Source organism: Kitasatospora sp. NPDC096140, from assembly GCF_040303045.1.
GTDB lineage: Bacteria > Actinomycetota > Actinomycetes > Streptomycetales > Streptomycetaceae > Kitasatospora.
Window position 1 is genome coordinate 252263 of record NZ_JBEOUW010000006.1, and the last position, 24964, is coordinate 277226.

Annotated in this window: 22 protein-coding genes; 15 read left to right on the top strand and 7 right to left on the bottom strand. The window is 73.0% G+C overall.

Features of this window, described 5'->3' with window-relative positions; genetic code table 11:
• The first annotated feature begins 53 nt into the window (after window positions 1-53).
• Window positions 54-629, top strand: coding sequence for a GNAT family N-acetyltransferase (locus ABT048_RS08540; RefSeq protein WP_350520560.1), 576 nt, complete (start codon window positions 54-56; stop codon window positions 627-629).
• Between the two features lie 32 nt (window positions 630-661).
• Here ABT048_RS08540 and ABT048_RS08545 read toward each other — a convergent pair whose 3' ends face one another.
• Together ABT048_RS08545 and ABT048_RS08550 are read right to left on the bottom strand one after the other, a co-directional pair.
• On the bottom strand, window positions 662-1003 hold the full coding sequence (locus tag ABT048_RS08545; protein WP_502893981.1) for a hypothetical protein: 342 nt from the start codon (window positions 1001-1003) through the stop codon (window positions 662-664).
• A gap of 175 nt (window positions 1004-1178) precedes the next feature.
• Complete coding sequence (locus ABT048_RS08550) at window positions 1179-1748, bottom strand: hypothetical protein (RefSeq protein ID WP_350520561.1); 570 nt, start codon at window positions 1746-1748, stop codon at window positions 1179-1181.
• Between the two features lie 521 nt (window positions 1749-2269).
• Between ABT048_RS08550 and ABT048_RS08555 the strand changes: the two genes are divergently transcribed.
• The gene (locus tag ABT048_RS08555) at window positions 2270-4177 is read left to right on the top strand and encodes a phospholipid carrier-dependent glycosyltransferase (RefSeq protein ID WP_350520562.1); all 1908 of its coding nucleotides are present in this window, start codon (window positions 2270-2272) and stop codon (window positions 4175-4177) included.
• A 105-nt stretch (window positions 4178-4282) separates the two neighbouring features.
• Here the strand turns inward: ABT048_RS08555 and ABT048_RS08560 are convergent, their stop codons facing one another.
• Complete coding sequence (locus tag ABT048_RS08560; RefSeq protein WP_350520598.1) at window positions 4283-4927, bottom strand: Imm21 family immunity protein; 645 nt, start codon at window positions 4925-4927, stop codon at window positions 4283-4285.
• Window positions 4928-4991: 64 nt separating this feature from the next.
• Window positions 4992-6200 carry a hypothetical protein gene (locus ABT048_RS08565; RefSeq protein WP_350520563.1) on the bottom strand — a complete coding sequence of 403 codons (1209 nt, stop codon included), beginning with the start codon at window positions 6198-6200 and terminating at the stop codon, window positions 4992-4994.
• Window positions 6201-6439: 239 nt separating this feature from the next.
• On the opposite strand from ABT048_RS08565, the gene ABT048_RS08570 reads away from it, so the two are divergent.
• Entirely contained in the window at window positions 6440-7153 is a 714-nt protein-coding gene (locus ABT048_RS08570) for a CHAP domain-containing protein (RefSeq protein ID WP_350520564.1), read from the top strand.
• Window positions 7154-7292: 139 nt separating this feature from the next.
• Here ABT048_RS08570 and ABT048_RS08575 read toward each other — a convergent pair whose 3' ends face one another.
• A complete protein-coding gene (locus tag ABT048_RS08575) occupies window positions 7293-8999 on the bottom strand; it encodes a CocE/NonD family hydrolase (RefSeq protein WP_350520565.1) in 1707 nt (568 codons plus the stop codon).
• 244 nt (window positions 9000-9243) lie between these two features.
• On the opposite strand from ABT048_RS08575, the gene ABT048_RS08580 reads away from it, so the two are divergent.
• From ABT048_RS08580 to ABT048_RS08610, 7 genes are all read left to right on the top strand, one after another.
• Window positions 9244-9744: a hypothetical protein gene (locus tag ABT048_RS08580; RefSeq protein ID WP_350520566.1), complete on the top strand. Its 501-nt coding sequence runs from the start codon at window positions 9244-9246 to the stop codon at window positions 9742-9744.
• Between the two features lie 176 nt (window positions 9745-9920).
• Window positions 9921-10436, top strand: coding sequence for an Imm50 family immunity protein (locus ABT048_RS08585; protein WP_350520567.1), 516 nt, complete (start codon window positions 9921-9923; stop codon window positions 10434-10436).
• A complete protein-coding gene (locus ABT048_RS08590) occupies window positions 10429-10842 on the top strand; it encodes an Imm50 family immunity protein (protein WP_350520568.1) in 414 nt (137 codons plus the stop codon). Before ABT048_RS08585 ends, ABT048_RS08590 begins: the two co-directional genes overlap by 8 nt.
• 179 nt (window positions 10843-11021) lie before the next feature.
• Entirely contained in the window at window positions 11022-12863 is a 1842-nt protein-coding gene (locus tag ABT048_RS08595) for an HSP90 family protein (RefSeq protein WP_350520569.1), read from the top strand.
• On the top strand, window positions 12860-15043 hold the full coding sequence (locus tag ABT048_RS08600; RefSeq protein WP_350520570.1) for a hypothetical protein: 2184 nt from the start codon (window positions 12860-12862) through the stop codon (window positions 15041-15043). Before ABT048_RS08595 ends, ABT048_RS08600 begins: the two co-directional genes overlap by 4 nt.
• 304 nt (window positions 15044-15347) lie before the next feature.
• Window positions 15348-16091: an LURP-one-related/scramblase family protein gene (locus tag ABT048_RS08605; RefSeq protein ID WP_396545756.1), complete on the top strand. Its 744-nt coding sequence runs from the start codon at window positions 15348-15350 to the stop codon at window positions 16089-16091.
• A gap of 145 nt (window positions 16092-16236) precedes the next feature.
• Window positions 16237-17298, top strand: coding sequence for a hypothetical protein (locus ABT048_RS08610; protein WP_350520571.1), 1062 nt, complete (start codon window positions 16237-16239; stop codon window positions 17296-17298).
• Between the two features lie 12 nt (window positions 17299-17310).
• Here ABT048_RS08610 and ABT048_RS08615 read toward each other — a convergent pair whose 3' ends face one another.
• The gene (locus ABT048_RS08615; protein WP_350520572.1) at window positions 17311-18111 is read right to left on the bottom strand and encodes a hypothetical protein; all 801 of its coding nucleotides are present in this window, start codon (window positions 18109-18111) and stop codon (window positions 17311-17313) included.
• Between the two features lie 157 nt (window positions 18112-18268).
• On the opposite strand from ABT048_RS08615, the gene thpR reads away from it, so the two are divergent.
• Both thpR and ABT048_RS08625 read left to right on the top strand, forming a co-directional pair.
• Window positions 18269-18868 (top strand): RNA 2',3'-cyclic phosphodiesterase, encoded by a 600-nt coding sequence (gene thpR, locus ABT048_RS08620; protein ID WP_350520573.1) that lies wholly within the window; start codon window positions 18269-18271, stop codon window positions 18866-18868.
• Between the two features lie 324 nt (window positions 18869-19192).
• Window positions 19193-19999 (top strand): hypothetical protein, encoded by an 807-nt coding sequence (locus tag ABT048_RS08625; RefSeq protein WP_350520574.1) that lies wholly within the window; start codon window positions 19193-19195, stop codon window positions 19997-19999.
• Between the two features lie 133 nt (window positions 20000-20132).
• Here the strand turns inward: ABT048_RS08625 and ABT048_RS08630 are convergent, their stop codons facing one another.
• Complete coding sequence (locus ABT048_RS08630) at window positions 20133-21710, bottom strand: hypothetical protein (protein ID WP_350520575.1); 1578 nt, start codon at window positions 21708-21710, stop codon at window positions 20133-20135.
• Between the two features lie 489 nt (window positions 21711-22199).
• Between ABT048_RS08630 and ABT048_RS08635 the strand changes: the two genes are divergently transcribed.
• From ABT048_RS08635 to ABT048_RS08645, 3 genes are all read left to right on the top strand, one after another.
• Entirely contained in the window at window positions 22200-23501 is a 1302-nt protein-coding gene (locus tag ABT048_RS08635) for a hypothetical protein (protein ID WP_350520576.1), read from the top strand.
• Window positions 23495-24040, top strand: a complete 546-nt coding sequence (locus tag ABT048_RS08640) for a RipA family octameric membrane protein (RefSeq protein ID WP_350520577.1) — start codon at window positions 23495-23497, stop codon at window positions 24038-24040. Before ABT048_RS08635 ends, ABT048_RS08640 begins: the two co-directional genes overlap by 7 nt.
• A 127-nt stretch (window positions 24041-24167) precedes the next feature.
• Window positions 24168-24887: a TetR/AcrR family transcriptional regulator gene (locus ABT048_RS08645; protein WP_350520578.1), complete on the top strand. Its 720-nt coding sequence runs from the start codon at window positions 24168-24170 to the stop codon at window positions 24885-24887.
• The last annotated feature ends 77 nt before the right edge of the window (window positions 24888-24964 follow it).

The window sequence follows — 24964 nt, forward strand, 5'->3', positions numbered from 1 at the left end:
CCGCGAACGTCCGCGAAGCTCGGTGAGTTGCCGCGAAGGATAGGCTGCCGGGCATGATCCGGAACGCGACTGCTGCACCGACCCCAGGAGAACTGGTCCTCCTCGACTCCGCGGCGCTGGCCGAACGAGCGGGCGCGGACGGGGAGTTCGCGGCCGCTGCGCACCGGATCCTGGCGGAGCTGGTGGCGGCGGGCGCCGCGCTGGGGTGGTTGGAGCCGCCGTCGGCGCAGGAGGTCGCGGGCCTGGTCGACCAGGTGCTGGCGCGGTCGCGGGCCGGGGACGGAGCACTGCGGGCGGCCTACGTGGACGGGCAGTTGGCCGGGTTCGGCTACTGGCTGCGCCACCGGCGCCCGACCCACCGCCCGCACGCGGACCTGGAGAAGCTGGCGGTCTCCGCCGCCGCCCAGGGCCGCGGCATCGGGCGGGCGCTCACCGCGGCGCTGATCGCGGACGCGCGGGCGGCAGGCATCGAGGTGCTCACCCTGGACGCCCGCGGCGACAACGCCGACGCGCTGCACCTCTACTTCTCCCTCGGCTTCACCGAGTACGGGCGGTTGCCGGACTACGTCGCCGTCGGGGAGCGCCGGTACGACAAGGTGTTCGCCATGCTGGACCTGCGTCACGCCTGACCGGTCGCGCCTGGCCGGTCGGCCCCGGCCGGTCAAGCCGCCCGGCGCGGTGCTCCTTCCGCGGACGTGTGCAGCGCCAGGAGGTGGCGGGCCAGCGCGAGCGCGGCCAGTACCGCGACGAGCCCGCAGACGCCCCACCAGCCCGCCCGGCCCCAGACACGCACCCCGAGCCAGGAACCCGCGCTGCCGCCCAGGTAGGCGCAGGTCATGTAGGCGGTGTTGAGCCTGCTGCGGGCGTCGCCGCGCACGGCGTAGACGCGGACCTGGTTGGCGACCATGCCGGACTGCATCGCGGTGTCGAGGAGCAGCGTGCCGAGCGTCAGGGCGGCCAGCCCCACCGTGCCGCCCCCGCGCCGGGGGAGACGGAGGAGCACGCTCGGCGACCGGCTCACCATGACCGCCACCGGGCCGCGCTCCCAGGACGGTTGAGGAACGGGGGTCTGCCTCCTTCGCGCCGCGTGGTGACGGCTTCTGCTTCGGTGTCAGGGCCGGGGCCGGAGCCGGACCGCTCGGCGGCCGGGGGACGGCGGCGAGCGGTCCGGCTTCGGGTCAGCGGCCGAACAGCCGTCGCAGACCGCGGCGTTCGGGCTTGTCCTGCCCGGGGCCGGTCGGGGCCGGGTGGGAGGCCGCGTGGACGGGCTCCGCTTCGGTCAGCAGCGTCACCACCGCACTCAGGAAGGCGGACAGGTCCGGTGCCGGGCCCGAACCGAGGTTGAGGTGGCTGCCGTTCGCCCACTCACCGAGCACGGTGTAGGGCTCCCCGGTGAACGGGTTCACGGCGTGTTCCAGGGTGAAGTAGCGGCAGTGGTCCGCGCCGCCCGGCTGGACCACGGCGGTGTAGTACGCCTCCGCGGGTGCGATGGGCCGCGGCATCACGATCACCAGCAGCCGGTGCGGGCCCAGCGTGATCAGCTCCGCCTTCAGGCCGTCACTGGGCAGCTGCTGTCCGTCGGGCAGCCGCCCGCCGACGTCGTTCCAGAGGGAGGCGAACCCGGCGCTGAAGCCGTGGTCGGGTTCGTGGGCCAGCATCTTCGGCCCGAGGTCCCGGGCGAGGCCCGCGAGCACCCGGTGCGCGAACTGGTAGTGGTGCGGCCGGGGGTCGTTCTCCACGATGTCCATGCGCGGAAGTATGCCGATCACACCGGGATCGGTGGAACCGCCTTTCCCGGTCCGTGATGCGGTACCGCGCGAGCGGGTGGCCGCTGATCCGGGCGTCGGGAAAATCTTTTGCGCCGCCCCTGCAACCTCGTGGCCCGTCGCACGTCTTCGTTAGTGAGCGGCGGGGCCGACAGTCGGTCTTCCCCGTTCGCGTCGCAGTGCAGCCGCCCTGACGACGGTGCCCGGACGGCCGGGGCCGCCGGGGCGCGCTTCTCTTCCACAGTCATCGCCAGAGGTGGCTGCGGCATGCCCGCAGCCGTGTTCCGGGGGGAACCATGTCCGATCTCACCAGATCCTTCCCAGCTGACTCAGCTCAGCTGCATATGTAGATCACCTGTATATATAGTCACACGACACGAGGGTGCGTCCCGGCACGGGCCGCGCCGCGGTTCGGCACGCCTTCCGACGCCCCGGGCGCCGGGACGCCCGGCTGCCCGGGCATCCCGGCGGAGCCGAACCATCAGGGGAGGAAACAGAGTTCGATGCAGCAACACAGCGCACCCAGCACGTCCGAGCAGCCGAGCGGAGCTCCGGCCGCCACCGCCGTCCCACCGCCGACCACCCGCGCCGACCGACCCGCCGGCCGACCCGCCGGCCGTCCCGCCGGCCGTCCCGTCGACAGCCCCACCGGCCGTCCCACCGGCGGCCTCACCGACCGGCTCGCCGACCGGGCGGTACGGCACTTCGGGGAGCTGCGCCTGCGCCCCTGGTTCTGGCCCGCGGCCCTGACCGCCGGGTACGTCGCGGAGCTGCTCTTCCGGCTCGTCCTCGCCCGGCACCTGAGCTACCCGTCCGTCCACCCCGACGAGGACTCCTACCTCGTCCTGGCCCGCGTCCTCGCCGGCCGGTCGACGACCGAGATCCCGGTCGGCGTGGTCATCCCCGGCGGCTACCCGCTGCTGATCTCACCCGCACTGCGGCTGGCCGACGACCCGGTGACGGCGTACCACCTGATCATGGGGATCAACGCCCTGGTCAGCGCGCTGGTGTTCCCGCTCGCCTACGTCGCCCTCCGCCGCCTCGGCCTGCGCCGGCAACTCGCGTACGTCTTCGGCGCGGTGACCGCCCTGCTGCCGCCGGTGGTCTTCTACTCGCAGTTCGTGCTGACCGACGCCGTCCTGCCCGCGCTGATCCTCGCCTGGCTGCTCTGCCTGCACGGCTGGCTCGCCGACGGCCCGCTGCGGCGCCGCGCCTGGCACGCCGTCGGGGCGGGCGCGGCCGCCGGCTACGCGATGGCCACCCACGACCGCGGCGGCGTGGTGGTCGCCCTGACCGCCGTGGTGTTCGTCGGGGTCCTCCTGCTGCGCTGGGCCCCGTGGCGTGCGACCGCGGCCGGCCTCGGGGCGCTCGGCCTCGGTGTGCTGGGCGCCGAACTGCTGTCCGCCTGGCTGCACGCCCAGTTCACCGTCCAGAACAGCGACGTCGGCGGGTTCCTCTGGCGGGGCCTCACCGACCCGGAGGCCGCTCAGCGGACCCTCACCCGGACCGCGGGCCAGATCTGGTGCTTCATCGTCTCCACCTGGGGCATCGGCGGACTGGCCGTCACCGTCTGCCTGTTCGCGGTGTTCAGCCGCCGCTTCCCGCGGCCGCTGCGGATCACCGGCGGCGTGCTGGTGGCGCTGCTGGTCGGAACGGCGCTGGCGGCGGCGGCCGCCCTGCCGGACGACGGCCGGATCGACAACTGGGTCTACGCCCGCTACACCTCCTACCTCGTCCCGGCGGCCTTCGTCACCGGCTCCGCGGTCCTCGTCCGGTTCGGCCGCCGCACCCTCGGCCGGACGGCGGCGGCGACGGCCGGGCTCACGCTGGTCCTCGCCGAGCTGGTGGTCCTGTCGGCCGGCAGCAAGCTGCGGACCCAGGTCTTCGTGCTCTGGGGCATGCCGGACGTCTCCTTCCTGTCCACCGACTGGGGCCGGCTCGCCCTGTTCCGGTCCAGCGCCGCCGCCCTCGTCATCCTCGGCGCGGTCGTGCTGATCCGGGCCACCGGGGGCCGCCCGGTGCTCTGGGCGGTCGGCCTCTCGCTGGCCCTGTTCGCCGCCTTCGCCACCTCGACGATCACCGCCCAGGTCACCCAGCCGCACGCGAAGTGGCGCAAGGCCCAGGCCACCGGGTTCACCCGCGCCGCCGGACTGAAGCCGGACGACAACGTGGTGTTCGCCTGGGACCTCGACTGGTCGCTGCGCGCCACCCAGGCCTTCGAGGTCTACCGCGGCCGGGTCTGGTACCTCGACCCGCGGTGGCAGCCCGTCCCCGCGGCGGCGACCGTCGTGGTCACCCCGCTGCCGGCGCCGGGGCAGCAACCCGAGGAGTACTGGCCCGGCCACCCCGCCGACTGGTACGTCGAGCGCGCCGACACCGGACAGAACTGGGCGGTCTGGCACCGGCGTTGACCACACGGCCGGGCGGACCGGCGCAGACCTGCGCGCAGGCGGCGGGTGCCCCGGCCCGGTCCGCGCCGAAGCCCGCGCCCCCTCCCGCCGAGGGGGCGGTCCAGGTCAGTCCGTCGACCGGGGCAGCAGCCGGACCACGCCCACCGACGTGTACTCGTTCGGTGAGGCGTGGACGGCGTGGACCGTCCAGCTGCCGGGCCGGAGCGGGACGGGGGCCTGCTCCGGCCTGCCTCTGCCGTCCGGGAACTCGACACCCAGCTCGGCCCCGGCCGTCACCGAGTCCATGAGCACCGCCGCGCCGTCGGTCTCCCAGACGCCGCACTCCTCCCACGCGGTGCCGGGGTCGGCGAGTACCGCCCGGGCCGCGGCGATCAGATCCGCCTCGCTGTCGGCGCCCAGCCAGCGGACGAAGGCGTGGTGTTCCGGCAGGTAGCAGGTGGTGGCGGGCTGGTCCGCGAGGACGAGTCCGCGGGCGTCCTCCCCGCCGACGGCGATCACCCCGGCCGGATCCGCCACCTCGCAGGCGCGGTCGTAGTCGTCCCGATCGTCCCCGTCGCCGATGACCATGCCCGACTCCGTGCAACCGTGCCACCGGGGCAGTGCGGACACCGGAACGGCTATCAGCGGGCCGCCCATCGACTCGACCCAGAGGAGCGGTCCGGGTGAGCCGGCGGCCGCGGCCGCGTCGTTGCCGGCCGCGTCGTTGGTGGCGGTGGCGGTGGCGGTGGCGTCGGAGGAGGAGAACGTCATCACGACGCCAGTGTCCCCTCGGCCACTGACAACGAGCCTCCGCGGGCGCTCACCGGCCGTTCCGCTATTCGATGAGGTCGGGCCGCCAGATGGTGGGCCGGTCCGGGTACACGTTCGCGGTGGGGGAGACGTTGTAGGCGGCGTCGGTGGCGTCGGCCGCGACCACCCGGCCGAGGCCCTGGTACGCGAGGGGGATGGGCTCGCGGACGGTGGCGCAGTCGGCCGGCGGGGTGATCACGGTCGTCCCGGCGTCGAGGTCGATGACATGGGCGCCGGGCACTCCGGGGCAGGGGTAGACCTTCCCGGCCCGGGCGAACTCCAGCCGCACCTTGGCCCTGGTGGGCAGGCTCGCCCGGTTCGTCACCTTGAGGGCGATGGACACGCGGTCGGCCTCCACCCGCACGCAGACCCGCCAGGTGACGACCCCGGGCCCCGGGAACGGGGCGCTGCAGCGGCTGTCCTCGCCCAGCGAGCCCTTCTCGACGCCGGGGCGCTCGGTCGGCGGCGCGGGTTGGCTCAGCGGCGGCTGCGAGGCCGGGTCGGCGGGTGGGCCGGCCGCAACGGGCGTGCCCGCTACGGCGGGTGTGCTCGGCAAGGGCGGGGCGCTCGCGGACGCGATCGCGCTCGCGGAGGCCGTCGCGCCGACTGCGGTTGATCCGCCGGCTGCGCCCCGCACGGCCGGCGGGCTCGCCGCGGTCGTCGTACTGGCGGCGTCGGCGGAGTCCTTCGCGGTGGTGGGGTCGATGCCGTTGCCGGCCAGGTAGACGGTGAGGGCGGCACAGGCCACCGCGATCGAGGCCAGCCCCGTGATCCGGCCGGCCGAGCGTCGGGCGCGCCCCGGGGTCGGCGCCGGCAGCTCCGCAGGGGCCGGATCCGGTTCGTCCTCCGGCGGCCCGGAGGGCCGGTCCTCCCCTCCTCCTTCCGGGCCGCGAGGCGCCGTCGTGCCGGAGCGCCGGGCGGTGTCGATCCGGTCCAGGCAGTCGGCGGCCTTCTCCCAGGCCGCCACCAGTTCGCGGCGCTGCTCCGGTGTGAACCTGCCGCTGCCGACCATCAGATCGAGGACGGACGCCGAGGGCAGGGTGTGGCCGGACAGCACGCGGTGCCAGGTGCTCTTCCCGATCGGAGTACCGGCCTTGGCGGACCTGTTCTGCAGGGCGCGGCCCTGGAGGTCCAGCTCCGTCGTCAGCGTGGTCATCAGCTGCGTCCAGTCCTGGACGTCCGGCGGGTGCGGCACCGGGATGGCTCGCCCGCGCGTGGGCCTGGGGCCGGTCATCTGCCTCCTCCTCGGCAGCCCGGGCTGTCCCACAATCCCCGCGTTTCCGCAGGTCACGGGCGTGTGGGACAGCCCGTCGGGCAATGGGACAACTGGGACGGGCTCAGGCTACCGACGGGCCCGGACCGATGAGATCGTGAATGCCGTCGGCACTCGCCGACAGTCGCCAAGTTCCCAGCCCCGTCCGGGGTTTCCTCGTCATGCCCGGATCGGCGCATCATCCGAAGGAGTGAGCTCCCGTGAACCCGAGCCACCGCCGCGCCCTGCCCGTCGCCGCCAAGTCCCGCACTGCCCGCACCTCCTGGTCCCACGCGGCCGCCCGCACCGGCGCCGCGCTCACCGCCGCCCTCGTCGTCACCGGTGCTCTCGGCGCCGGCGCGGCCGGTGCGGCGACCCTCCCGTCCGTCGGCCAGCGCAGCGAACGGACCGTCGCCGACGCCTCCGCCACGCGGACCGCTACCGACGCCTCCGCCACGCGGACCGCCGCCGCGCTCCGCGACCGGATCGTCTCGGTCGCCCGGGGTGAGATCGGGGTGCGGGAGGGCACCGCGGAGTGCAACAAGTACTTCCCGAACAAGAGCCACACCTGCAAGACCGGGTGGTGCGCGGCGTTCGTCGAGTGGACCTGGCGCGAGGCGGGCGTCAAGGAGGTGCCGAGCGACCTGACCGGCCGCGGTGTCGGCTACTGGGGCAAGCAGCACGGCCTGTGGCACCCCGTCGGCTCGGCCCACCCGCAGCCCGGTGACCTGGTGGTCTACGGCGAGCCGGCCAAGGAGACCCCGGGTGGCCACGTCGGCGTCGTGGTCGCCGTGCACGGCGACGGCACCCTCGACACCGTCGAGGGCAACTACAGCGACAAGGTCACCCTCCGCACCCACCTCAACCCCCGGACCGCCCGCGGTGGCGCCGACGACCTGCGCGTCGCGGGCTACGTCACCCCGCCGAGCGCCTGACGGCCGCACCTCTGAACCTCTGACAGCCGTACCTCCGCCCCGCCCGGAGCCGCCACCACGGCGGCTCCGGGCTCCACCGCGTTCCGGGGGTCGCCGTCCCGCGGTCGTCGGGGTCGGTACGAACGGGCCGGGGGAAGGCTCAGCGCACCGGCAGCGTCAGCGTGGCCGGGTCGGCCGTGGTGGAGCCGAAGGTCACGCGGGAGCCGAGCGGGGTCTCCCCGCCGTACAGGGCGTCCCGGGTGCCCAGCACCAGCGCCAGTCGGTGGCCGGCCGGCAGGTCGTAGGCCGTGGCGAAGAGCGGGACGTCCATCGTGAACGGCTGCCCGGGCGTGCGGCCGGACCAGCTCTGCGGCGCGTGCGAGATCAGCCGGCCGACGCCGAGCGCGTCCACGTCGTAGAGGTAGGCGACGACCGTGCCCTGCGGGGCCGTCGAGGTGACCGTCGTGTGCACCCGGGCGACGCCGCGCAGCGACAGGCCCTGCGGGTACGGCCGGGACTGCCGGACGACGGCGGCCGGACGGGCCAGCAGCGGCACGACCACGGTCGGCGGCTGGTGCACCGCCTGGTCGACCATCCCGGACAGCAGGGCGACCCCGCCGCTCGCGCCGGAGGGGGTGTTGCCGAGCACGGTGGTCCGCCAGTCCGCCGACACCTGGTCCCCGGCCGTGTCGGCCCCGAGCGTGTCGGCGCCGACGGTGAGGTGTTCGGTGCGGGAGCTGACGGACTGCCAGTCAGCGTGGTCCTCGGGTGTGCCGGAGGGGCGCACTTCGAGGTGGACCGGTTGCGTCCGGCTGCCCGGGGCCGTGCCCGGGGTGGTGTCCGGGGCGGTGTCCGGGGCCGGGGCTCCCTTGACGTACCGGTCGAGCCACGAGCGCGCGCTGTTCCAGGTGGCGTTGTCCAGTCCGAGCAGTCCGGTGAACTCCTGGCTGGCGTGGTCGCCCGGGCGCAGTTCGAGGCTCTTGGGGACGGTCAGCCGCTGGTAGAAGTCGGTGACCTGGGTGGGGTTGAAGAAGCTGTCGCCCCAGGCGTTGGCCATCAGGACGGCGGTGCCGTTCGCGTTGATCCGGTCCAGGTAGCGCGCCGGGGAGCGGGTGTCCGCCCAGCGGATGACCTCGGGGAGGTCGCGGTCGGCGAAGAGGTCGTCGAGTACCTTGGCGAACTCGGGGCTCTTGCGGCCGGTCGGGGCCTGGATGCCGGCGAGCACGGCCGCGGCCTGCAGGTGCCGGGTCCGTCCGCTGTAGAGCGAGTCGGTGAGGTCGGCCCAGCCGCTGAGCGAGGCGACGGCCTTGATCCGCGGGTCGGCGGCGGCGCCGAGCAGGGTCAGGCCGCCGCCCAGCGAGAGCCCCACCATGCCGATCCGGTCCGGGTCCGCCGGGGTGTGTGCGAGCGCCCAGTCGATCACCGTGGAGATGTCCGCGACGTCCTTGGGCCCGGCGACGTCGACCTCCCCGCCGGAGCCCCAGAAGCCCCGCACCGTGTAGGTGACGACGACGTACCCGTCGGCGGCGAGCGCACGGCCCTGGGCGACGTACTCCAGGTCGTTCTGCCCCCAGCTGGCCGGCTGCACCAGCAGCGGGTGGCGCCCCTGCGGACCGGCTCCCGGCGCGCCGGGAGCGGGTGTGAACACGTCGGCCTTGAGGACGACGCCGTCGCCCATCGGTACGTCGGCCAGGCGGAACGATCCCGTACCCGTTGCGGCCGAGGACGGCGCCTGTGCGACCGCGGGTCGTGCCACGGCGGGTCCTGCCACGGCGGGTTGTGCGACGGCGGCCCCGCCGACGGTGAGCGCCGCCGCGAGGACGGCACTCGCCGTCCGGCGTCCACGGCTGGGGGTGGGTCGTTCCATCACGTGCTCCATCTGTGCTCGAACTGCTCGACTGCCGGAGCGTAGCGATCTGATGAACACTCAGAGGAGATGATGATCAGCCAAATTACCAGCCAGTAACACCCGTCGGGCCGTGGTGCGTGCGCGGGAGCGGCGGATCGCATCCGGCAGGGTCCGGCCAATCTTTCGGACTCCCGTGGACCGCGTGACCCATCCGTGTTGGTATGGGCATGCCATTGCACATCTTCCCCAGGAAGGGATCGACATGAGCAGGCTTCTCGGTGGACGCAGGGCGGTTCGCGCGGCCGGTGTCGTCGGCACCGTCCTCCTCGCCATGACCGGCGCCGCAGTGGGAACGGTCGTCCCCGCCACGGCCGCCCCCGCCGTGGCGGTGCGCGCCGCGCTCCCGGACGACGGTGGAATCAACCCGGGCGACCTCCTCACGGCCCACAACTTCATCATGCAACTCGACGGCCAGTCGGTCGAGTTCATCTCGGAGGTCAGCAGTCTCGACCCCGCCAACCACGCGGTGACCCTGTCCCGCGGCTCGTTCCACAGCCCCATCGTCCAGCGCTGGATCGACGACGCGATCGCCGGGCGCGAAGGCCGCCTCAAGACCATGACCATCGGCATCTGCGACTACGCCGGCAACATCGTCAAGCGGTACAACTTCGGTGGCGCGTTCGTGGAGAAGATCGTGCTCGACAACGTGACGCACGAACCGAGCGTGCTCACCGTCAGGTACTTCACGATCGCCGTCAGCTGACAGCCTCCCTCGCGGGCCTGAACACCCACCGCCGCACCTTCCGCGCCTGACGCGCCTGACGCGCCTGACGCTTCCGTGCGGAATCGTGGGAACCGCGGCCGGGACGAGCGGTGACCGCGCAGTACCATCCCAGGTCAGGACGGTGTGTGAGGCATCCGGAAGGGAAGGGCGGGCGCATGGCGGGCGGCGCGTGGTCGGAGCTCCTGACGCACTCCGGGCAGTTGACCGCGCTGTACACCGAACTGCCGCCCCTGGAGGGCCTGGTCCTCCGTTCGGTGCAGCTCGACCCGCGCGGGGCCGGCGTCACCTTGCGGGTCGAGTTCCCCCGCTTTCCCGATCTCGCCCCGCAGGCCTGGACGGACGCGGGGTGCGACCGGTTCGAGGCGCAGGTCGAGTTCATGGGCGTCGAGGAGGACCTGCGGATGCGGGGCGTTCCCGACGGCACCGTGGTCGACATCGGGTTGAGCCCGTTCCTGCGGGAGTGGGAGCGGCGGATCGCGGTCGGGGTGAGCGGTCGCGGGTTCTCGCTGGACTTCACGGCGCACGCCGCGCTCAAGGTGGGACACCTCAACGCCTACTGTTCCCGCGACGCCGGACCGTACGCGGCCGAGCGGTGGTTCGTGAGCCCGCTCGACCGGCGCCTGTACGGCAGCGCGCTGCCGCCCACGACCGCGAAGATGTTCTATGAGTGACCGCGACCGGCAGGGTGACCGCGACTGGTCCGCGGAGGTGGCGAACCCCGGGACGGTCCGCGAGGTGCTGGGCGCACCGCCGCCCCCACTGAGCGACTACGACCTGGACTCCGTCCTCGTCGACGAACGCGAAGCGTCCGTCACCTTGAGGTTCTCCGCCTTCGTCGTCCCGGCGGGCGCCGCGGAGCTGTGGCGGGAGCGCGGCCACAACGCCGTCGAGTTCGTGCTGGTCTGCACCGGCGTGACGGACTTCGCGGTGGACGCGTGGTCGGGCCGGCCCACGACCCGCGCCACGCTCACGGGCAGGAGGGTCGTGCTCTCCGGGCGGGGCAAACACGTCTCCTTCGCGGCGGCCGGGATCCGCGCCGAGCCGCCCGTCGGATGGCTCCGGAGCCGGTTCGAGTGAGATGCGGCGAGGGCCGAGGGGGACGCCCGATAGGCCGCTCCGCCGAAATGCGCAACCTTTGGTTGCGCCAAAGGGGTCCGGGGCGCGCCGGGACCCCGCCCGAGGCCGGCGCGGATATTCGACTGCCCGCTGTCGTACTCCCGTTCTAAGGTGCTCCCGACACGACCTGGGAGAACCCGTTGAGCCAAACCTTTCGCGTCGACCTGCGCGGGATCGTCGACCTTCTGAGCCATCACCTCTACACCAGCCCGCAGGTCTACGCCCGCGAGCTGCTGCAGAACGCCGTGGACGCCATCACGGCGCGCCGGACCGGCGACACGCACGCGGACGCCACGCACGCGCACACCACGCACGCGGGCGATACGGCCGACGCCGCCCCGCGGATCGCGATCGCCTCCAGTGACACGACCGGCGACGGCTCCCTGACCATCAGCGACAACGGCATCGGCCTCAGCGAGGCGCAGGTGCACGAGCTGCTGGCGACGATCGGCCGCAGCTCGAAGCGGGACGACCTGGGCTTCGCCCGGCACGAGTTCATGGGCCAGTTCGGCATCGGGCTGCTGTCCTGCTTCATGGTGTCCGACGCGATCGAGGTCACCACCCGCAGGACCGGCGAGCCCACCGTGCTGTGGCACGGCTTCTCGGACGGCGCCTACGCGGTGGAACTCGCGCCCGCCGACCGGCAGCGCGAGGAGACCGGAACCACCGTCACCCTGCGCCCCCGGCCCGGATGCGAGCACCTGCTGACCCGCCGCGCCGTGACCGGCCTGGTCGAGCACTACGGCGCCCGGCTGCCGTACCCGATCACGGTGGACGGCGAGCCGGTCACCGGCGGCCCCGCCCCCTGGGACCGCCCCGAGGACGAGACCGAGGCCGCCCGACGCGCCCGTCTGGAGGCGTACTGCGAGGAGGTCTTCGGCTTCGCGCCCTTCGACGTGATCGACGTGGCCACCGCCGAGGCGGGCCTGCGCGGCGTCGCCTTCGTCCTCCCGATGCCCGCCAACCCCGCCGTCCCGGCCGCGCACCGGGTCTACCTCAAGCAGATGCTGCTCTCCGAAGGAGCCGAACGCCTGCTGCCCGAGTGGGCCTTCTTCGTGCGCTGCGTCGTCGACACCACCGAGCTGCGGCCCACCGCCAGCCGCGAGGCGCTCTACGAGGACTCCCTCCTGGAGGCGACCCGCGACACCCTCGGCGACCGACTGCGCGGCTGGCTCGTACGGTTGAGCCGGCAGGAGCCGGCCCGGCTGCGCGCCTTCCTGCGCGTCCACCACCTGGGCGTCAAGGCCCTCGCCCTGCACGACGACGACATGCTGCGCCTGGTCGCCGAGTTCTGGCCGATGGAGACCAACGTCGGCCCGCTGACCCTCGCCGAGTTCGGCGAGCGCTACGGCCTGCTGCGCTTCACCCCGCTGCTGGACGAGTTCCGCCAGCTCGCCCCGGTGGCCGCCGCGCAGGGCCTGGCCGTCCTCAACGCCGGCTACGTCTACGACGCGGAGATCATCGACCGGCTCGCCTCGGCGGACCGCACCCTGGAGGTCGAGCAGCTGCGCGCCGCCGACCTCACCACCCACCTGCAGCGCCTGGACGCGGCCGACGAGCAGGCGATCGCCCCGTTCCTGGCCGTCGCCGACCGGGTGCTCGACCGGCTCGGCTGTGACCTGCTGGTCCGCTCCTTCGAACCGTCCGGGCTGCCCGCGCTCTACCTCCTGGACGAGGACACGGCCTTCCAGCTGGACGTCCGGGGCACCCGGGAGCAGGTCGACGACACCTGGTCGGCGATCCTCGGCAGCTTCCAGTCCGCCACCGCGCCCCGGCCCCGACTGGTGCTCAACCACCGCAACCCGCTCGCCCGCCAGGTCCTCGCGCTGGCCGATCCGGAGCTCCAGACGATGTGTCTGGAGGGGCTCTACGCCCAGGCGCTGCTGCTCGGCCACCACCCGCTGCGCCCGGCCGACACCGCGGCCCTCAACCAGTCCTTCCTCGGCCTGATCGGCCGCGCCGTCGCGGGAGGCGCACGATGAGCCGCACCGAGCAGGAACTCCGGCAGCTCTTCGCCGGCACCCATGGGATGCCCACCGGTGCGGCGAAGTTCGCCGCCCTGGAGGAGGTGATCCGGCACGCCGACGCGCTCGGGCTGGTCGAGTTCGCCTTCGACGTCAGGATGTCGGCGACGCGGACGTACCAGCACAGCTGGGCGCCGGCGAAGTCCTTCCTCACCTTCTCCTGGTGCCTCGCGGCCTACGACCGGGAGCCCGAGCGCTTCGCCCCGGGGCACGAGCGCAGCCTGCTGTGGCACTTCAAGTGGATGGTCTACAACGTCCACCAGTTCCCGGAGATCCCGTTGCAGCGGGCGAGGGACCTGGTGGACGACATGGAGCGGCGCTACCGCCGCGGCGGGCACAGCATGCACGCCGTCCTCCAGCACCGCGGTCTGGTCGCGGAGAGCATCGGCGAACTCGACGAGGCGCAGGACTTCTACGAGCGGATGGCGCTCACCCGCCGGGACGGCCTCTCCGACTGCTCGGGCTGCGTGCCCAGCAGCCAGGTGCGGACGCTGGTCGCGCTCGGCCGGGACGACGAGGCGATCCGGGTCGGGGAGCCGGCCGTCCGCTCCGGTTGCACCGAGCAGCCGCAGTGGATCAACTCCGAGTTGCTGCTGCCCCTCGTGCGCACCGGCCAGGGCGCGCGCGCCGTCGAGGCGCACCGTACCGCCTACCGCCGGATCCGCGACAACCCGCACCACCTGGGGGAGTTGGCGCTGAACCTGCTGTTCTGCGTGCGCAGCGGGAACGTCGGCCGCGGGCTCGACCTGATCGAGCGCCACCTGTCCTGGCTCGACCGGGCCCGTACACCGCTGACGGAGATGGAGTTCGCGGCAGCGGCCGTCGCCGTCCTGTCGCGGGCCCGGGAGCAGGAGGCCGGGACGGTCCTGCGCTTCCCCACCGTGGAGGGCAGGCGCCGCCCGGACGCGCGGGTGGCCGACCTCGCCGTGGAGCTGCGCGAGCGCGCCCTGGCCGTCGCCGAACGGTTCGACGCGCGCAACGGCAACACCTTCCAGAGCTCGCGGATGGAGGAGTGGATGGCCGCCGGCCCGATCGGCGAGCCCACGCCGCTGTCGGTCTTCGAGCGGGACCTGCGCTCGCGCAGCGGCGAACGCATCCACCGCCTGGTCGAGCAGGTCGCGGCCCGGACCGCGGCGGGCGACCTGACCTCCGCCGCCCGGGCCAGGGCCGCCGTCGCGGAGGCGCTGCTGGCCGAGGAGCGGCACGCCGAAGCGGTGGAGGCGGCCGAGGAGGCCGTCCGCGAACTCGACCGGCTCGACCTGACGGCGGACCTCGCCGCGTGCCGGTGGCTGCTGGCCCGCGCCTACCGGGCGGACGGTCAGGGGGAGGAGGCCGGCCGGGTGCTGGGCGAACTCCTGGACTCGGGGGAGTGGGGGCGGCCCACCGAGGGCCCGCTGGGGCAGTCGACCGAGGGCCCGGCGTCGTTGCCGCCGCGCCCGGAGCTCGAATCCACCCTCGGCGACTGGCTCGGCTACGGGCCCGCGGCCGCCGCCCGGTTCCTCGCCGCGGCCCGCGGCTTCGAGGCCGCCGCCCGGCAGGAGGACGCCCTGACCGCGCTCGCGTCGGCCCTCAACCGGCTTCCGTGGGCCGGGCAGGAGGCCGCCGACGGCCTGCTCGCCGAGATCCTCAAGGAGACCGAGGCCGCCCTCGGCCGTGCGCCCGGCGAGGGCCCGGCCGACTCCGCCGCTCCTGCCACCGCGACCGTCGGCCTGCTGTTCGCCTACGCCCGCCGACTGCGCGTCACCGGCCGCCCGGCGGAGGCGGCCGACCGGCTGCGCACGGCATGCGCCCTGCTCGACGCGCACGCGGCGCCGGGCGCCGGCTCGGACGCGGCCGTCGACACCGAAAACGACGCGGACACGGGCACGGGCACGGACGGGGACGCCTACACGGGCACGGACGCGGGGATCCGGCGGGGCGCCGTGCTCACCGAACTCGGCGCCGTCCACCTGGACCTCGGTGACCCGGTCGCGGCCGAAGAGGCCGCCCTCGCCGCCCTCGCCCTGCTGGACGATCCCGACGACGCCTGGGAGGAGCTGTTCGTCATCGCCAAGGCCCTGCGAGCCCGCGGCGCCGGCGACGAACTCGCCGCCTTCCTGGCCGACCACGACCTGACGGAGGAGGACCTCGACGACTGACGCACCGACCGGGCGGCGGCCCACCCCGGCCGCCGCCCGGTCGGCCGCCACAACCGCCGCCCGCCGTCTGCCGAAACCCCGCCCGCCGTACCCCCGCGCGCCCACGGCCTGAGGCCGCATCGGATGCGCGGCGGTCGGACATGTCCGGTTACGCACGATCATCAGCTGTGACATCAGTCACACTCGCCACATTGAGTGTCCATCAGTTTTTCTTTGCAAAACCCATACCTGCAGGCCACATTCACAACGCGAGGTCCCGGGCGGGCCCCGGCGCCGTCCGAAACGATCTGGCTACCAACCGAGGATTGGCCCTAGCCTGCCCGCCATGTCCCAGAACACGAACACTCCCGGCTTCCCCGGGCAGCCGGGCGCTCCGGCCGGCGACTCCGCCCGGATCCAGCGCCAGGTGCAGCAGCAGGCCGGCGTCGGACCGGTCCACGGTGGCGGCGGCACTCTCTTCTCCGAGCCGGTCCTGGTGGTGAACCAGAAGGCCAAGCTGATCGAGCTGACCAACGAGTACGCGGTCCTCGACCAGAACGGCGGCACGCTGGGCTCGGTGGTCCAGGTCGGCCAGAGCGGTCTGCGCAAGCTGATACGGCTGCTCACCTCCCTCGACCAGTACCTGACCCACAAGCTGGAGATCCGGGACGCGCAGGGCACCCCGGTGCTGCTGCTGACCCGCCCGGCGAAGCTCATCAAGTCGCGGGTGATCGTTCAGCGTCCGGACGGCCAGGAGGTCGGCCAGATCATCCAGCAGAACGTCATCGGGAAGATCAACTTCGCGCTGGAGGTCGGCGGCCGGAAGGTCGGCGCCATCAAGGCCGAGAACTGGCGGGCCTGGAACTTCTCCATCGTCGACGAGACGGACACCGAGATCGCCCGGATCACCAAGACGTGGGAGGGCCTGGCGAAGACGATGTTCACCACGGCCGACAACTACGTGCTCCAGATCCACCGCCCGCTCGCCGACCCGCTGCTCAGCCTCGTCGTGGCGACTGCGCTGACCGTCGACACCGCGCTGAAGCAGGACGCCCGCGGCCTCGGCTAGCCGCAACCCGCACGGCTGCACCGCGTACGGCTGCAGCCAGCACGTCGTCCGGAGCCCCACCCCCCCGACCAGGCCGTTTCCCGGGGGGCGGGGCCCTCCGGCCTCGCCCGAGCTCCCCTCACCCCTCACGCCAGGAAAGCAGTTCATGCTGTACGTGTTCCTCGCCGTGCTCGCGCTCGTCGCGGGCAAGGTCGTCACCTCGCGGATCTCCCGGGCCCGGCGGACCCGCCGGGAGGCCGAGCTGCGGCGCAGCCTCGTCCCCCGCGACCAGCTGGTGCTGCACGGCGACGAGCCGTCCGCCGAGTTGGCGGCCGTGCTCGACGCGGCCGGGGCCGGTGACTGGCGCCCAGTGGCCGCGTACCTGGCCGAGGCCGACGGTGACGGCGACGCGTACCGGCGCTGGATGCGGATGGCGCCGCTGAGCGCGGCGGCGGCGAAGGAGGACCACTGGCTGCGGGCGTGGCGCGAGGAGGAGCCGCGCAACGCGACGGCCGTCCTGGTGCAGACCGACGCGCTGGTGCAGCTCGCCTGGGAGATCCGCTCCGACCTGTACGCCTCCGAGGTGTCGCAGGAGCAGGCGCGCGGGTTCCACCGGGTCCTGCGCGAGGCCGAGCAGGTCGCGCTGGAGGCCGTCGAGCTGGCGCCGGCCGGGGACCCCAACCCCTGGGTGGCGCAGATCGCCGTCGCCATGGGGCTGGGCTGGTCGCACGAGGACTTCCGCGCGCTCTGGGCCGAGGTGGTGGCCCGTGACCCGCACCACCTGCGGGCGCACGAGGGAGCGCTGCAGTACTGGTGCGCCAAGTGGCACGGCAGTCACGAGCTGATGCACGCCTTCGTCGACACCGCGATCGCCGACGCACCGGCCGGCAGCCTGCTGACCGTGCTGAAGGTGCGGGCGTGCTTCGAACAGATCACCCGCGACAAGACGGGGGCGGCCGCCTACCGGACCCCGGAGTTCACCGCGGCCGTGGACGCCCTGCTGGCCGACCTGGCACAGGCCGACCCGGCGCACCCGCAGCTCCAGTCCGCCCGCGGCTGGGCCGCCTGGTCGCTGACCATGAACCTCCGGGTGGCGCAGGCGCTGGAGCTGTTCCGGCTGATGGGCCCCGAGGTGGCCGGCCCCTGGCGCTCCTATGACGATCCGCAGCAGGCCTTCGACCGGATGCGCGAGATCGCCGTCCAGGCGATCGCCCGGGCGAAGACCTGACCCACCGCGCGGTCACTCGGCCGGCCCGGGGCCGGCGAGCGCGGTTCCGGCGAGGTGCTCGAAGAACTCGTCGAGCAGGCGGAAGAGTTCACGCACGGCGTGCTGGTCCTCCTCCTCCGACCACGGCTCCGCCGGGCGGCCGTCGGGAAAGGCCACGTCCACGACCAGGGCCGGGTAGACCACGTTCCACCCCGATCCCAGCCGGCCGGCGAGCCAGTCCCGGAACCCGTCCAACAGGACTCCTCCGGCGGCGAAGTCGTAGCCGGTGAGGAACGCGGTCACCGTCCCGAAGGAGACGCGGCCGACGTACATGCCCGGACGCTTCTTGAAGCCGTCCCAGAACTCCTGGCGCGAGGACATCGGCTTCGTCCTGCCCCGCCACCAGGCGTCCGGCACCCGGGAGAGGTCGGTGCCTGCGCCCCAGGTGGAGTACGAGACGGCTTCCGGTCCCACCCCGAGCGCTGCGAGGAGACGGGCCACGCGCTCGGCCGAACCCGTCGGCCCGCCCTTCCTGGTCCAGACGTGCGTTCCGGGCGCATCGTCCTCGTGGTGGGTGACGACGAAGTCCGTTCCGTCCAGCACGAAGAACGCCGCCCGCAGCTGCCCGTGCCCGTCCCACGAGGTTTCGAGGGTCAGCCTGAGCCGCCGGGCCACCGCGTCCAGGTCCACCGAGAGCAAGGCCAGCGCACTCAACGGCCAGGTGGCGTTCTGGAACATCGAGGACTGCCACGCCGGATTGCGTCGGTCCGGTCGGGTCGATGACGCGGGCTCCCAGCCGTCCTCGGCGTCCGGCATGTCGATCAGTTCGGTCACGTCGGACAGTCAACCAGCAGCCGGCCGCCCGTCGCCCGGAGCCGGTCGCTTCGTCGTCGAGCCCGGTCTGGTCCGGTCCGTTCACGGAACCCCGGTCGGAGCGGATCCTCACGGATCCGCCTGCACCGGGCCGCGTACGGGGTGCTAGAAATCCCTGGTGGACGATCACCCCGAGCCCTCGACCCTGCGCGTCTTCGTGGCGCTGGCCCCGCCCGACGACGCCAAGGACGAGTTGGCCCGCGTCCTGCAGCCCGCCTACGACAGGTACCCGCGGCTGCGGTGGAACCGGATCGAGGACTGGCACATCACCCTGGCCTTCCTCGGCGAACTCCCGTCCACCGCGGTGCCGTTGCTGCGTTCGGTGCTGGCGGGCCGGGCCGCCTCGCACCCCGCCCTGCGGCTGAGCCTGCGCGGGGGCGGCCAGTTCGACGACCGACTGCTGTGGAGCGGCATCGGCGGGGACCTGGAGGGACTGCACCTGCTCGCCGCCGACGTCCGGGAGCTGGTCCGGTCCTGCGGGATCGAGTTCGGCGGGCGACCGCTGCGGCCCCATCTGACGCTCGCACGGGCCCGCCGCGACGACCCCACCAGCGTGCCCGAGGTCGCCGCCGGGCTCACCGACTTCGTGGGCCGACCGTGGCTCAGCGAGCGCCTCCACCTGGTCGGCAGCAACATCGGCCGCGGACCGGGGCCGATCCACTACCGCGACATCGAGTCGTGGCGGTTCGGCACCGCAGTCCGCCCCGGCGAGCCGTAGCCCCGGGCGCCCTCGCCGCCCTCGCCGCACTCGGCCGGACCGCCGTCGGACCGCCGTCGGACCGCCCTCGGACCGTCGGCAACGGGAGCGTGTCGGTCCCCTCGTCTAGCATGGCGTGCAGCGCCTTCCTCATATGGGCTTGTTGAAGGGCCCGGGGCCGGGAAGGCACAGGACGGCCGGCGCCAACTCCTATCGTGGGCCGGCCGTCCGTCCCCTCTTCCACGACCGCTCCGTTCGGCACTCCGGCCGTCGGTCCCCCGAGTGATCCCCGGCACAGGGGCTCACCTTTCCAGCGGTGGTGATGATCACTAAGGTGTGGAAGCTGTGAGCATGCGTGAATCCGGTGACGATCTGTGGGACGAGTTCGTCAAGGACTTCGAGAAGAACAAGGCCGCGCGGGAGCCGAGCGCCGCCGAACGGGCCCCGCAGCCGGAGCGTCGACGCTCGCGGCGTCGGCTGCTGCTTCCGGTGGCTGCCGTCCTGCTGGCAGCCGCAGGCACCGCGGCGTACCTGCTCCGGCCGTCGGACCCGGCGCCGGCCGCGGCCGCACCCGCGCCTGCGCCCGCCCCGGTGTCGTCCGCGCCCTCGGCACCGGCGGCGACGCCGCCGACCGTCACCCCCTTGGCGGCGGCCTCGGCGGCGGCCGACGCTCCGGCCTCGGCCATCCCGCTGACCGTCTTCCCGGCGCAGGTGCAGGGGTACACGCTGGTCGCGGCCGTGGCGCACCCCACCTGCACCGGCGCGAACACCGTGGCGCCGACCCTCGCCGGGTGGATCACCCAGGGCCACGGCTGTCTCGGCGTCAACCTGGTGCTGTACAGGGACGCCGAGGGCAACCAGTACAACCTGGCGCTGTTCACCATGAAGGACCCGCTCGACAGCCTGCACCTGGTCACCCAGCTGGGCGCCCACCCCGAGGCCCGCGAAGTCGGCGTCCACATCCCGCCCAAGGACTCGGGCCTGCCCCGGCTGCCGGCCGACAGCGGCTTCGTGCAGGACTTCGCGTCCTACGGGCACGGCTTGCTCGTCGGCTCGGCCCAGTGGTCCGACGGCCGGACCGCGGACTTCGACAAACTGGTGCAGCAGCTCTCGCCGTTGACCGATGCCGTCATCAGGAACGTCCCGGCCTGACGGAGCACCATTGTGAGCACCGTGGGCCACCACGGAAGGGCCTCGCTCCGCCCTGACCGCTCCGCCCTGACCGCTCCGCCCGGACCCTGGGCGGGGATCAATCCCCGCCCAGGGCCAGCGCTATGACTGAACGTCAGCCCATCGGGTTGCCGCTGCGGTACGAACCGGCAGCGATGGGCCATTCGTTGTGGTAGATCTTGAACGGCAGGTCCTTCTCCAGCAGCGGGGTGCCGAAGACGGCGATGCGTGCCATCAAGGCTCCGTTCACGTCGAGCCCGCCGTAGAGGCCGGCCGTGCCCTCGACGACCGGCTTGGCGCCACTGCTGTCGACGGTGACCGAACCGTCCACCGACGCCCGCAGGTACGGCTCGACGCTGGCCTTCACGCCCACGGTGTCGTAGAGGGCGACCGAGCCCTCGGCGACCAGGCCGGCGCGGACGTCGGCACGGCCGGAGAACGTGGCCTTGACCGGGGTGACCTTGGTGCTGACGGGCTCCGTGGTGCTGGTCCAGCCACCCGCCCTGGTGTAGTCGGAGTGGACGGCCCACGCGCCGTCGATGCTCTGGGTGGTGTCGACGGTGACACTGCCGTCGGCGCTGATCGCGGCGTACACCGTGACATTGAGGGTGATCACGACCGGGACCGGGCCGACCATCACGGTGGGGGCGGCGGTGAGTGTGGCGATCGGCATCCTGACCGGGCCGGTGGAGCCGGTGAGGCTCGCCGTGAGGTGCCAGTCGGCGTGCGCGCCGAGGTCGAAGCCGATCCTGGCCTGCTCGGGGCGGAGGATGCCCCGGGAGCCCTGGTAGGAGAACTCGACGCTGGGGTCGAGTTCGATCGAGCCGGTCAGGGCGGCCTTGGCCCCACCGGGCAGGGTGATGCTGTCGCTCGCGTTCAGTTGAAGTGCTGCTGAGGCCGAGCCCTGGCCGCCGTCGGCCTTCGGGACGTAGGAGGCCTTGAGGTCCTTGACCCGCGGGGTGACCTGGATCTTGCGCGGGTCGAGGGCGCTCTTGACGTTGGCCCAGGTGTCGCCGAGGAGTTCGGAGATGGTGGCCGGGCGGGTGCTGACCGCCACCTTCCCGGCGCCGACGGACTTGACCTCGGTGATCGCCAGCAGCGCACCCTGCGGCGCGGCGGCCGACGGCGGGCTGTCGATGACCTGGCCGACCCGGACGGCGGCTGTGGCGGCGGCACTGGCGCTCGGGCTCGGGGCGTTCCTACCGGTGTCGGCGACGGCGAGCACGGCCTTGCCGGTGCCCTTGTCGTACGAGTCGAGCTTGAGGCCGGGCCCACCGTCCGCGCCGGCCGTACCGGCCACGACGGGTGCGCCGGCCGTACCGGCCACGACCGGCGTGCCGGCCGGGGACGGACTCGCGGGCGAAGGGACGGGCCCGTTCTGCGCCGAGGCGCTCGTCGGCGCCGACTTCGGTGCCGACTTCGGTGCCGACTTCGGTTCCGACGACGGGACGGGTGCAGCCGGGGCGGCCGACGGGCCCGCCGACGCACGGTCGGCGGCCGGGGTCACCAGCGTGACCTTCGGGTCATCGGCGGGTGACGGGGAGAGCGGCGCCGCCGCGTCGGTCGGGGCGAGCAGGGCCGGGGCCGCCGCCGCGGCGGGGTCGGCGGGCGGGGCTGCCGGTGTCGTGTGGTCGCACGCGCTGAGCAGCAGCACGGCGGATGCGGTGAGTACGGGCAGAGTGCGGGTGCGCATGGACAAACGGAGGATCACCTTCGGTGTCAGGCGGACAGGGAGGACCGCGGGCATGCGCGGATCTTGGGCGCATGCCCTGGGCGGCGTCGGCAAGCTCCACCCGGACGCGATGACCCCGGCCGACTGCCGGAGGAGGTGGAGGGGGCCGGGCTGAAGAAGGTCGAGATCCGCCGTCGACCAGGCTTCGGGCCCCCGGGACGGAACCAGTGGATCTTGCCTGGCCAGAACGTACACCAATCGGCATGTACAGCCCAAGTTCGGGAGGTTGACGAGGCGCCAGGAGCGGATCCGCGCACTCCGGGAGCGCTCGCCCCCCGGTTTCGTCCCCCGGTTTCGTCCACCGCGTACGCGCCCCCGCGCACGCGCCCCCGCGCGCAGCCGGACGGTGTGCAGCGGATTCCCGCCGTCCGCATTGCGCGACCCGTGCCGCCGGGTGTAAATACCCATTACTTTGTAATTCATCGTCAGGAAACCGAAGAGGAGGGGACGTTGACGCTGGACCTGAGACGTCAGGGGTCTGTCGAGGAGGACATGGTCTTCTTCGCGATGCCCTACGGCGACAAGGAGTTGCCCAACGGCAACACGGAGAACTTCGACGACCTGTACGAAGGACACTTCGAGGACTGGATCAGGAACTGGGACCTCCGCGCCGAGCGCGCCGACAAGGTCGCCGGGACCACCGAGAGTGCGATGGACGTCGCCTGGTCCGGGATCGACCGGGCCGGGATCGTGGTGGCCGACCTGTCCGTTCCGTCGACGTCCGTGGCCATGGAGCTGGCCTGGGCGCTGTGCCTGCGCAAGCGGTTGGTGGTGATCGCGCACAAGGGTGCCCTGGTCCCCAGCAACGCACTGGGGCAGTTCCGGGTGGTGTGGTACGAGTGGAGCGTGCGGGGCCTGTTCGAGCTGCGCACCAGCCTGCAGTCGGAGATCGAAGCCCTGCGCCGGCAGCGCCGTGAGCCGGAGATGGACCTGCGGCCGTACATGCCGGAGGACCGCCAGCGCGCCAGGGCCAAGGTCGAGGAGGCCGGCGAGGACCACATCAGGGTCCGCGACGTCCGCAACCCGCGCCGGATCGCCGAGATGCACAAGCGGGACGTCGGCTACCACGAGACCATCCCGGACCAGATGTCGCAGCGCTACCACGTCGGCCGGGACATCCCCGGCTTCTTCGTGTACCGGGACAACGTGCTGGTCTTCACCCAGCAGGAGGGCGAGGACCCCTGGGACACCTGGGAGCGGACCTACCAGCGCGGTTCCGTGTTCACCGCGCGGGTCCACCTGGTGAACAACGCGGGCGTCTGGGTCGAGTTGCCCGGCGGCGGCCGCTCCCGGCTGCGACAGCACGAAGCGGTCGGGCTGAAGGAGAACGACGAGGTGCCGGTGGTGATCCGGTGGGTCGACCGGGTGCGCCAGCGGATCGAGATCGGTGCCGCGAACCAGCCCGCGACCGCTACCGTTCCGGGACCGACCCCGTCGCTGGACGACTATCCCAGGCCGGGCGAGCGACAGGGTGCCACCGTCACCGTCGTCAACGAGTCCTTCGTTCTGGTGACGTTGGACGATCACCCCGAGCTGCCGACACTGGCCCTGCTGCACGCGCGGCGGATGTCGCCGTCGCTGCGCGAGGACCTGGAGGCGGGCCGGGTGACGGAGGGGCGTCGGGTCGTGGTCGACGTCGAGGAGGTCGGCCCCTCGCGCACCAAGCCGGGCCGGACCGACATCCGGGTCCGCGAGGTGGAGAGCGAACTGCCGCCGGAGAGCGGGACGGTGGCGGAGGCGTCGGCGTGGTGATCCCCGGCCAGGCGCCGCCCGTCGCCCCGACCCCGCTGGACGCGAGGTTGTGGAACAGCCGCGTCGGCGTGCAGGACTACGCTTCGGCGGGCGAGAAGTACCAGGCGGCCGTCCTGGAGCAGTACAAACTGTACGTGGAGATGGCGGACCGGATCAGTGCCCGCCGGAGCCTGACCAACACCTTCTTCCTGACCGTCAACGCGGCCCTGCTGACTGCGGTCGGCACCGTCCGCGCCGACGTCCTGCACGGGCTGCCGACCTGGGGGCTGGTGGTGGCCGGGCTGGTGGCAGTGGGCCAGTGTGCGGCCTGGATCCTCCTCATCGCCTCCTACCGGCAGCTCAACCGGGCCAAGTACCGGGTCATCGGTGCACTGGAGCAGCGGCTTCCGGCCCGCGCCTACGATGCCGAGTGGGTGGAGCTCGGGGACGGGAAGACGATCCGACAGTACCTCCCGCTCACGCTGGTGGAGCTGTGGATCCCGGTGCTGTTCCTGCTCTTCTACGTCACCGCCGGTGCCGTGGCGGTGAACCTGGCCTGACGGTGGGGCCGGGCGGCGGCGCGCCCGGGCCCGGGTCCGCTACCGTGCTGAAGTGGACACGATCCCGGGTCGGTACCATACGACGCATTCGAACGTGCAATCGTCTGGGCCTGGGAAGAGCGGGAAGATGAACACGCTGACGCGACGCGACCGGCTCCGCCTCCAGATGTCGGAGGACGTCAGGGCCGTTGCCCGGGACATCATTGCGACGCGAGGGGTGGACGCCCTCAGTCTCGCGGAGATCGCGCGACGGGTGAGCGTCACCCCGGCGGCGCTCTACCGGCACTTCGAGAACCTGGCGGACATCGTCCGGCACGCGGCCCGTGACATCGTCGCCGACCTCGCGCTCGATCTGCAGGCGGCGGTCGACGCGGAGTCCGAGACCGACTTCGCGGCCCGGCTGATCGGCCCCACCCGGGCTTTCCGCCACTGGGCACTGGCCCACCGCCAGGAGTTCAACCTGCTGTTCGGGACGCCGACGGCCGCGGCGGCGGACGCGCAGACGGAGATGAGCAGCGACTGGGTCCGTCGGCTCTCCGAAGTCTGGGGCCCGGTGTTCGTGCAGCTCTGGAACGCCCGCCCCTATCCGGTCCTGGCCGACGACGAACTGGAGCCGCTGCTGCGGCAGCAGATGGCGGCGTACCGCGCGGCGACCGGAGTGGACATGCCGCTCGGCGCGCTGGTCGTGATGCTCTCCTGCTGGCGTTCGATCTACGGCCAGGTGGCGCTGGAGGTCTTCGCGCACTTCGCGCCGCTGATCGTCGACCAGGAGCCGATGTTCGAGATGCTGATGCGGGACCTGATGGACCGGATGGGCCTGGGGGCGGACTACCGGCCGCCGTCGTGACGGACGGACGCCCGCGTCCGGGGCCCGGTTCCGCGGGAACGTCGAGGGCCCGCTCCCGGTCGACCCGATCCGTGCCG

Bases quoted from the DNA above. Each gene is read 5' to 3' on its own strand.
- ABT048_RS08540 (WP_350520560.1), top strand. From the start codon at position 54: ATGATCCGGAACGCGACTGCTGCACCGACCCCAGGAGAACTGGTCCTC.
- ABT048_RS08550 (WP_350520561.1), bottom strand. From the start codon at position 1,748: ATGGACATCGTGGAGAACGACCCCCGGCCGCACCACTACCAGTTCGCG.
- ABT048_RS08555 (WP_350520562.1), top strand. From the start codon at position 2,270: ATGCAGCAACACAGCGCACCCAGCACGTCCGAGCAGCCGAGCGGAGCT.
- ABT048_RS08560 (WP_350520598.1), bottom strand. From the start codon at position 4,927: ATGACGTTCTCCTCCTCCGACGCCACCGCCACCGCCACCGCCACCAAC.
- ABT048_RS08565 (WP_350520563.1), bottom strand. From the start codon at position 6,200: ATGACCGGCCCCAGGCCCACGCGCGGGCGAGCCATCCCGGTGCCGCAC.
- ABT048_RS08575 (WP_350520565.1), bottom strand. From the start codon at position 8,999: ATGGAACGACCCACCCCCAGCCGTGGACGCCGGACGGCGAGTGCCGTC.
- ABT048_RS08580 (WP_350520566.1), top strand. From the start codon at position 9,244: ATGAGCAGGCTTCTCGGTGGACGCAGGGCGGTTCGCGCGGCCGGTGTC.
- ABT048_RS08585 (WP_350520567.1), top strand. From the start codon at position 9,921: ATGGCGGGCGGCGCGTGGTCGGAGCTCCTGACGCACTCCGGGCAGTTG.
- ABT048_RS08590 (WP_350520568.1), top strand. From the start codon at position 10,429: ATGAGTGACCGCGACCGGCAGGGTGACCGCGACTGGTCCGCGGAGGTG.
- ABT048_RS08600 (WP_350520570.1), top strand. From the start codon at position 12,860: ATGAGCCGCACCGAGCAGGAACTCCGGCAGCTCTTCGCCGGCACCCAT.
- ABT048_RS08610 (WP_350520571.1), top strand. From the start codon at position 16,237: ATGCTGTACGTGTTCCTCGCCGTGCTCGCGCTCGTCGCGGGCAAGGTC.
- ABT048_RS08630 (WP_350520575.1), bottom strand. From the start codon at position 21,710: ATGCGCACCCGCACTCTGCCCGTACTCACCGCATCCGCCGTGCTGCTG.
- ABT048_RS08645 (WP_350520578.1), top strand. From the start codon at position 24,168: ATGAACACGCTGACGCGACGCGACCGGCTCCGCCTCCAGATGTCGGAG.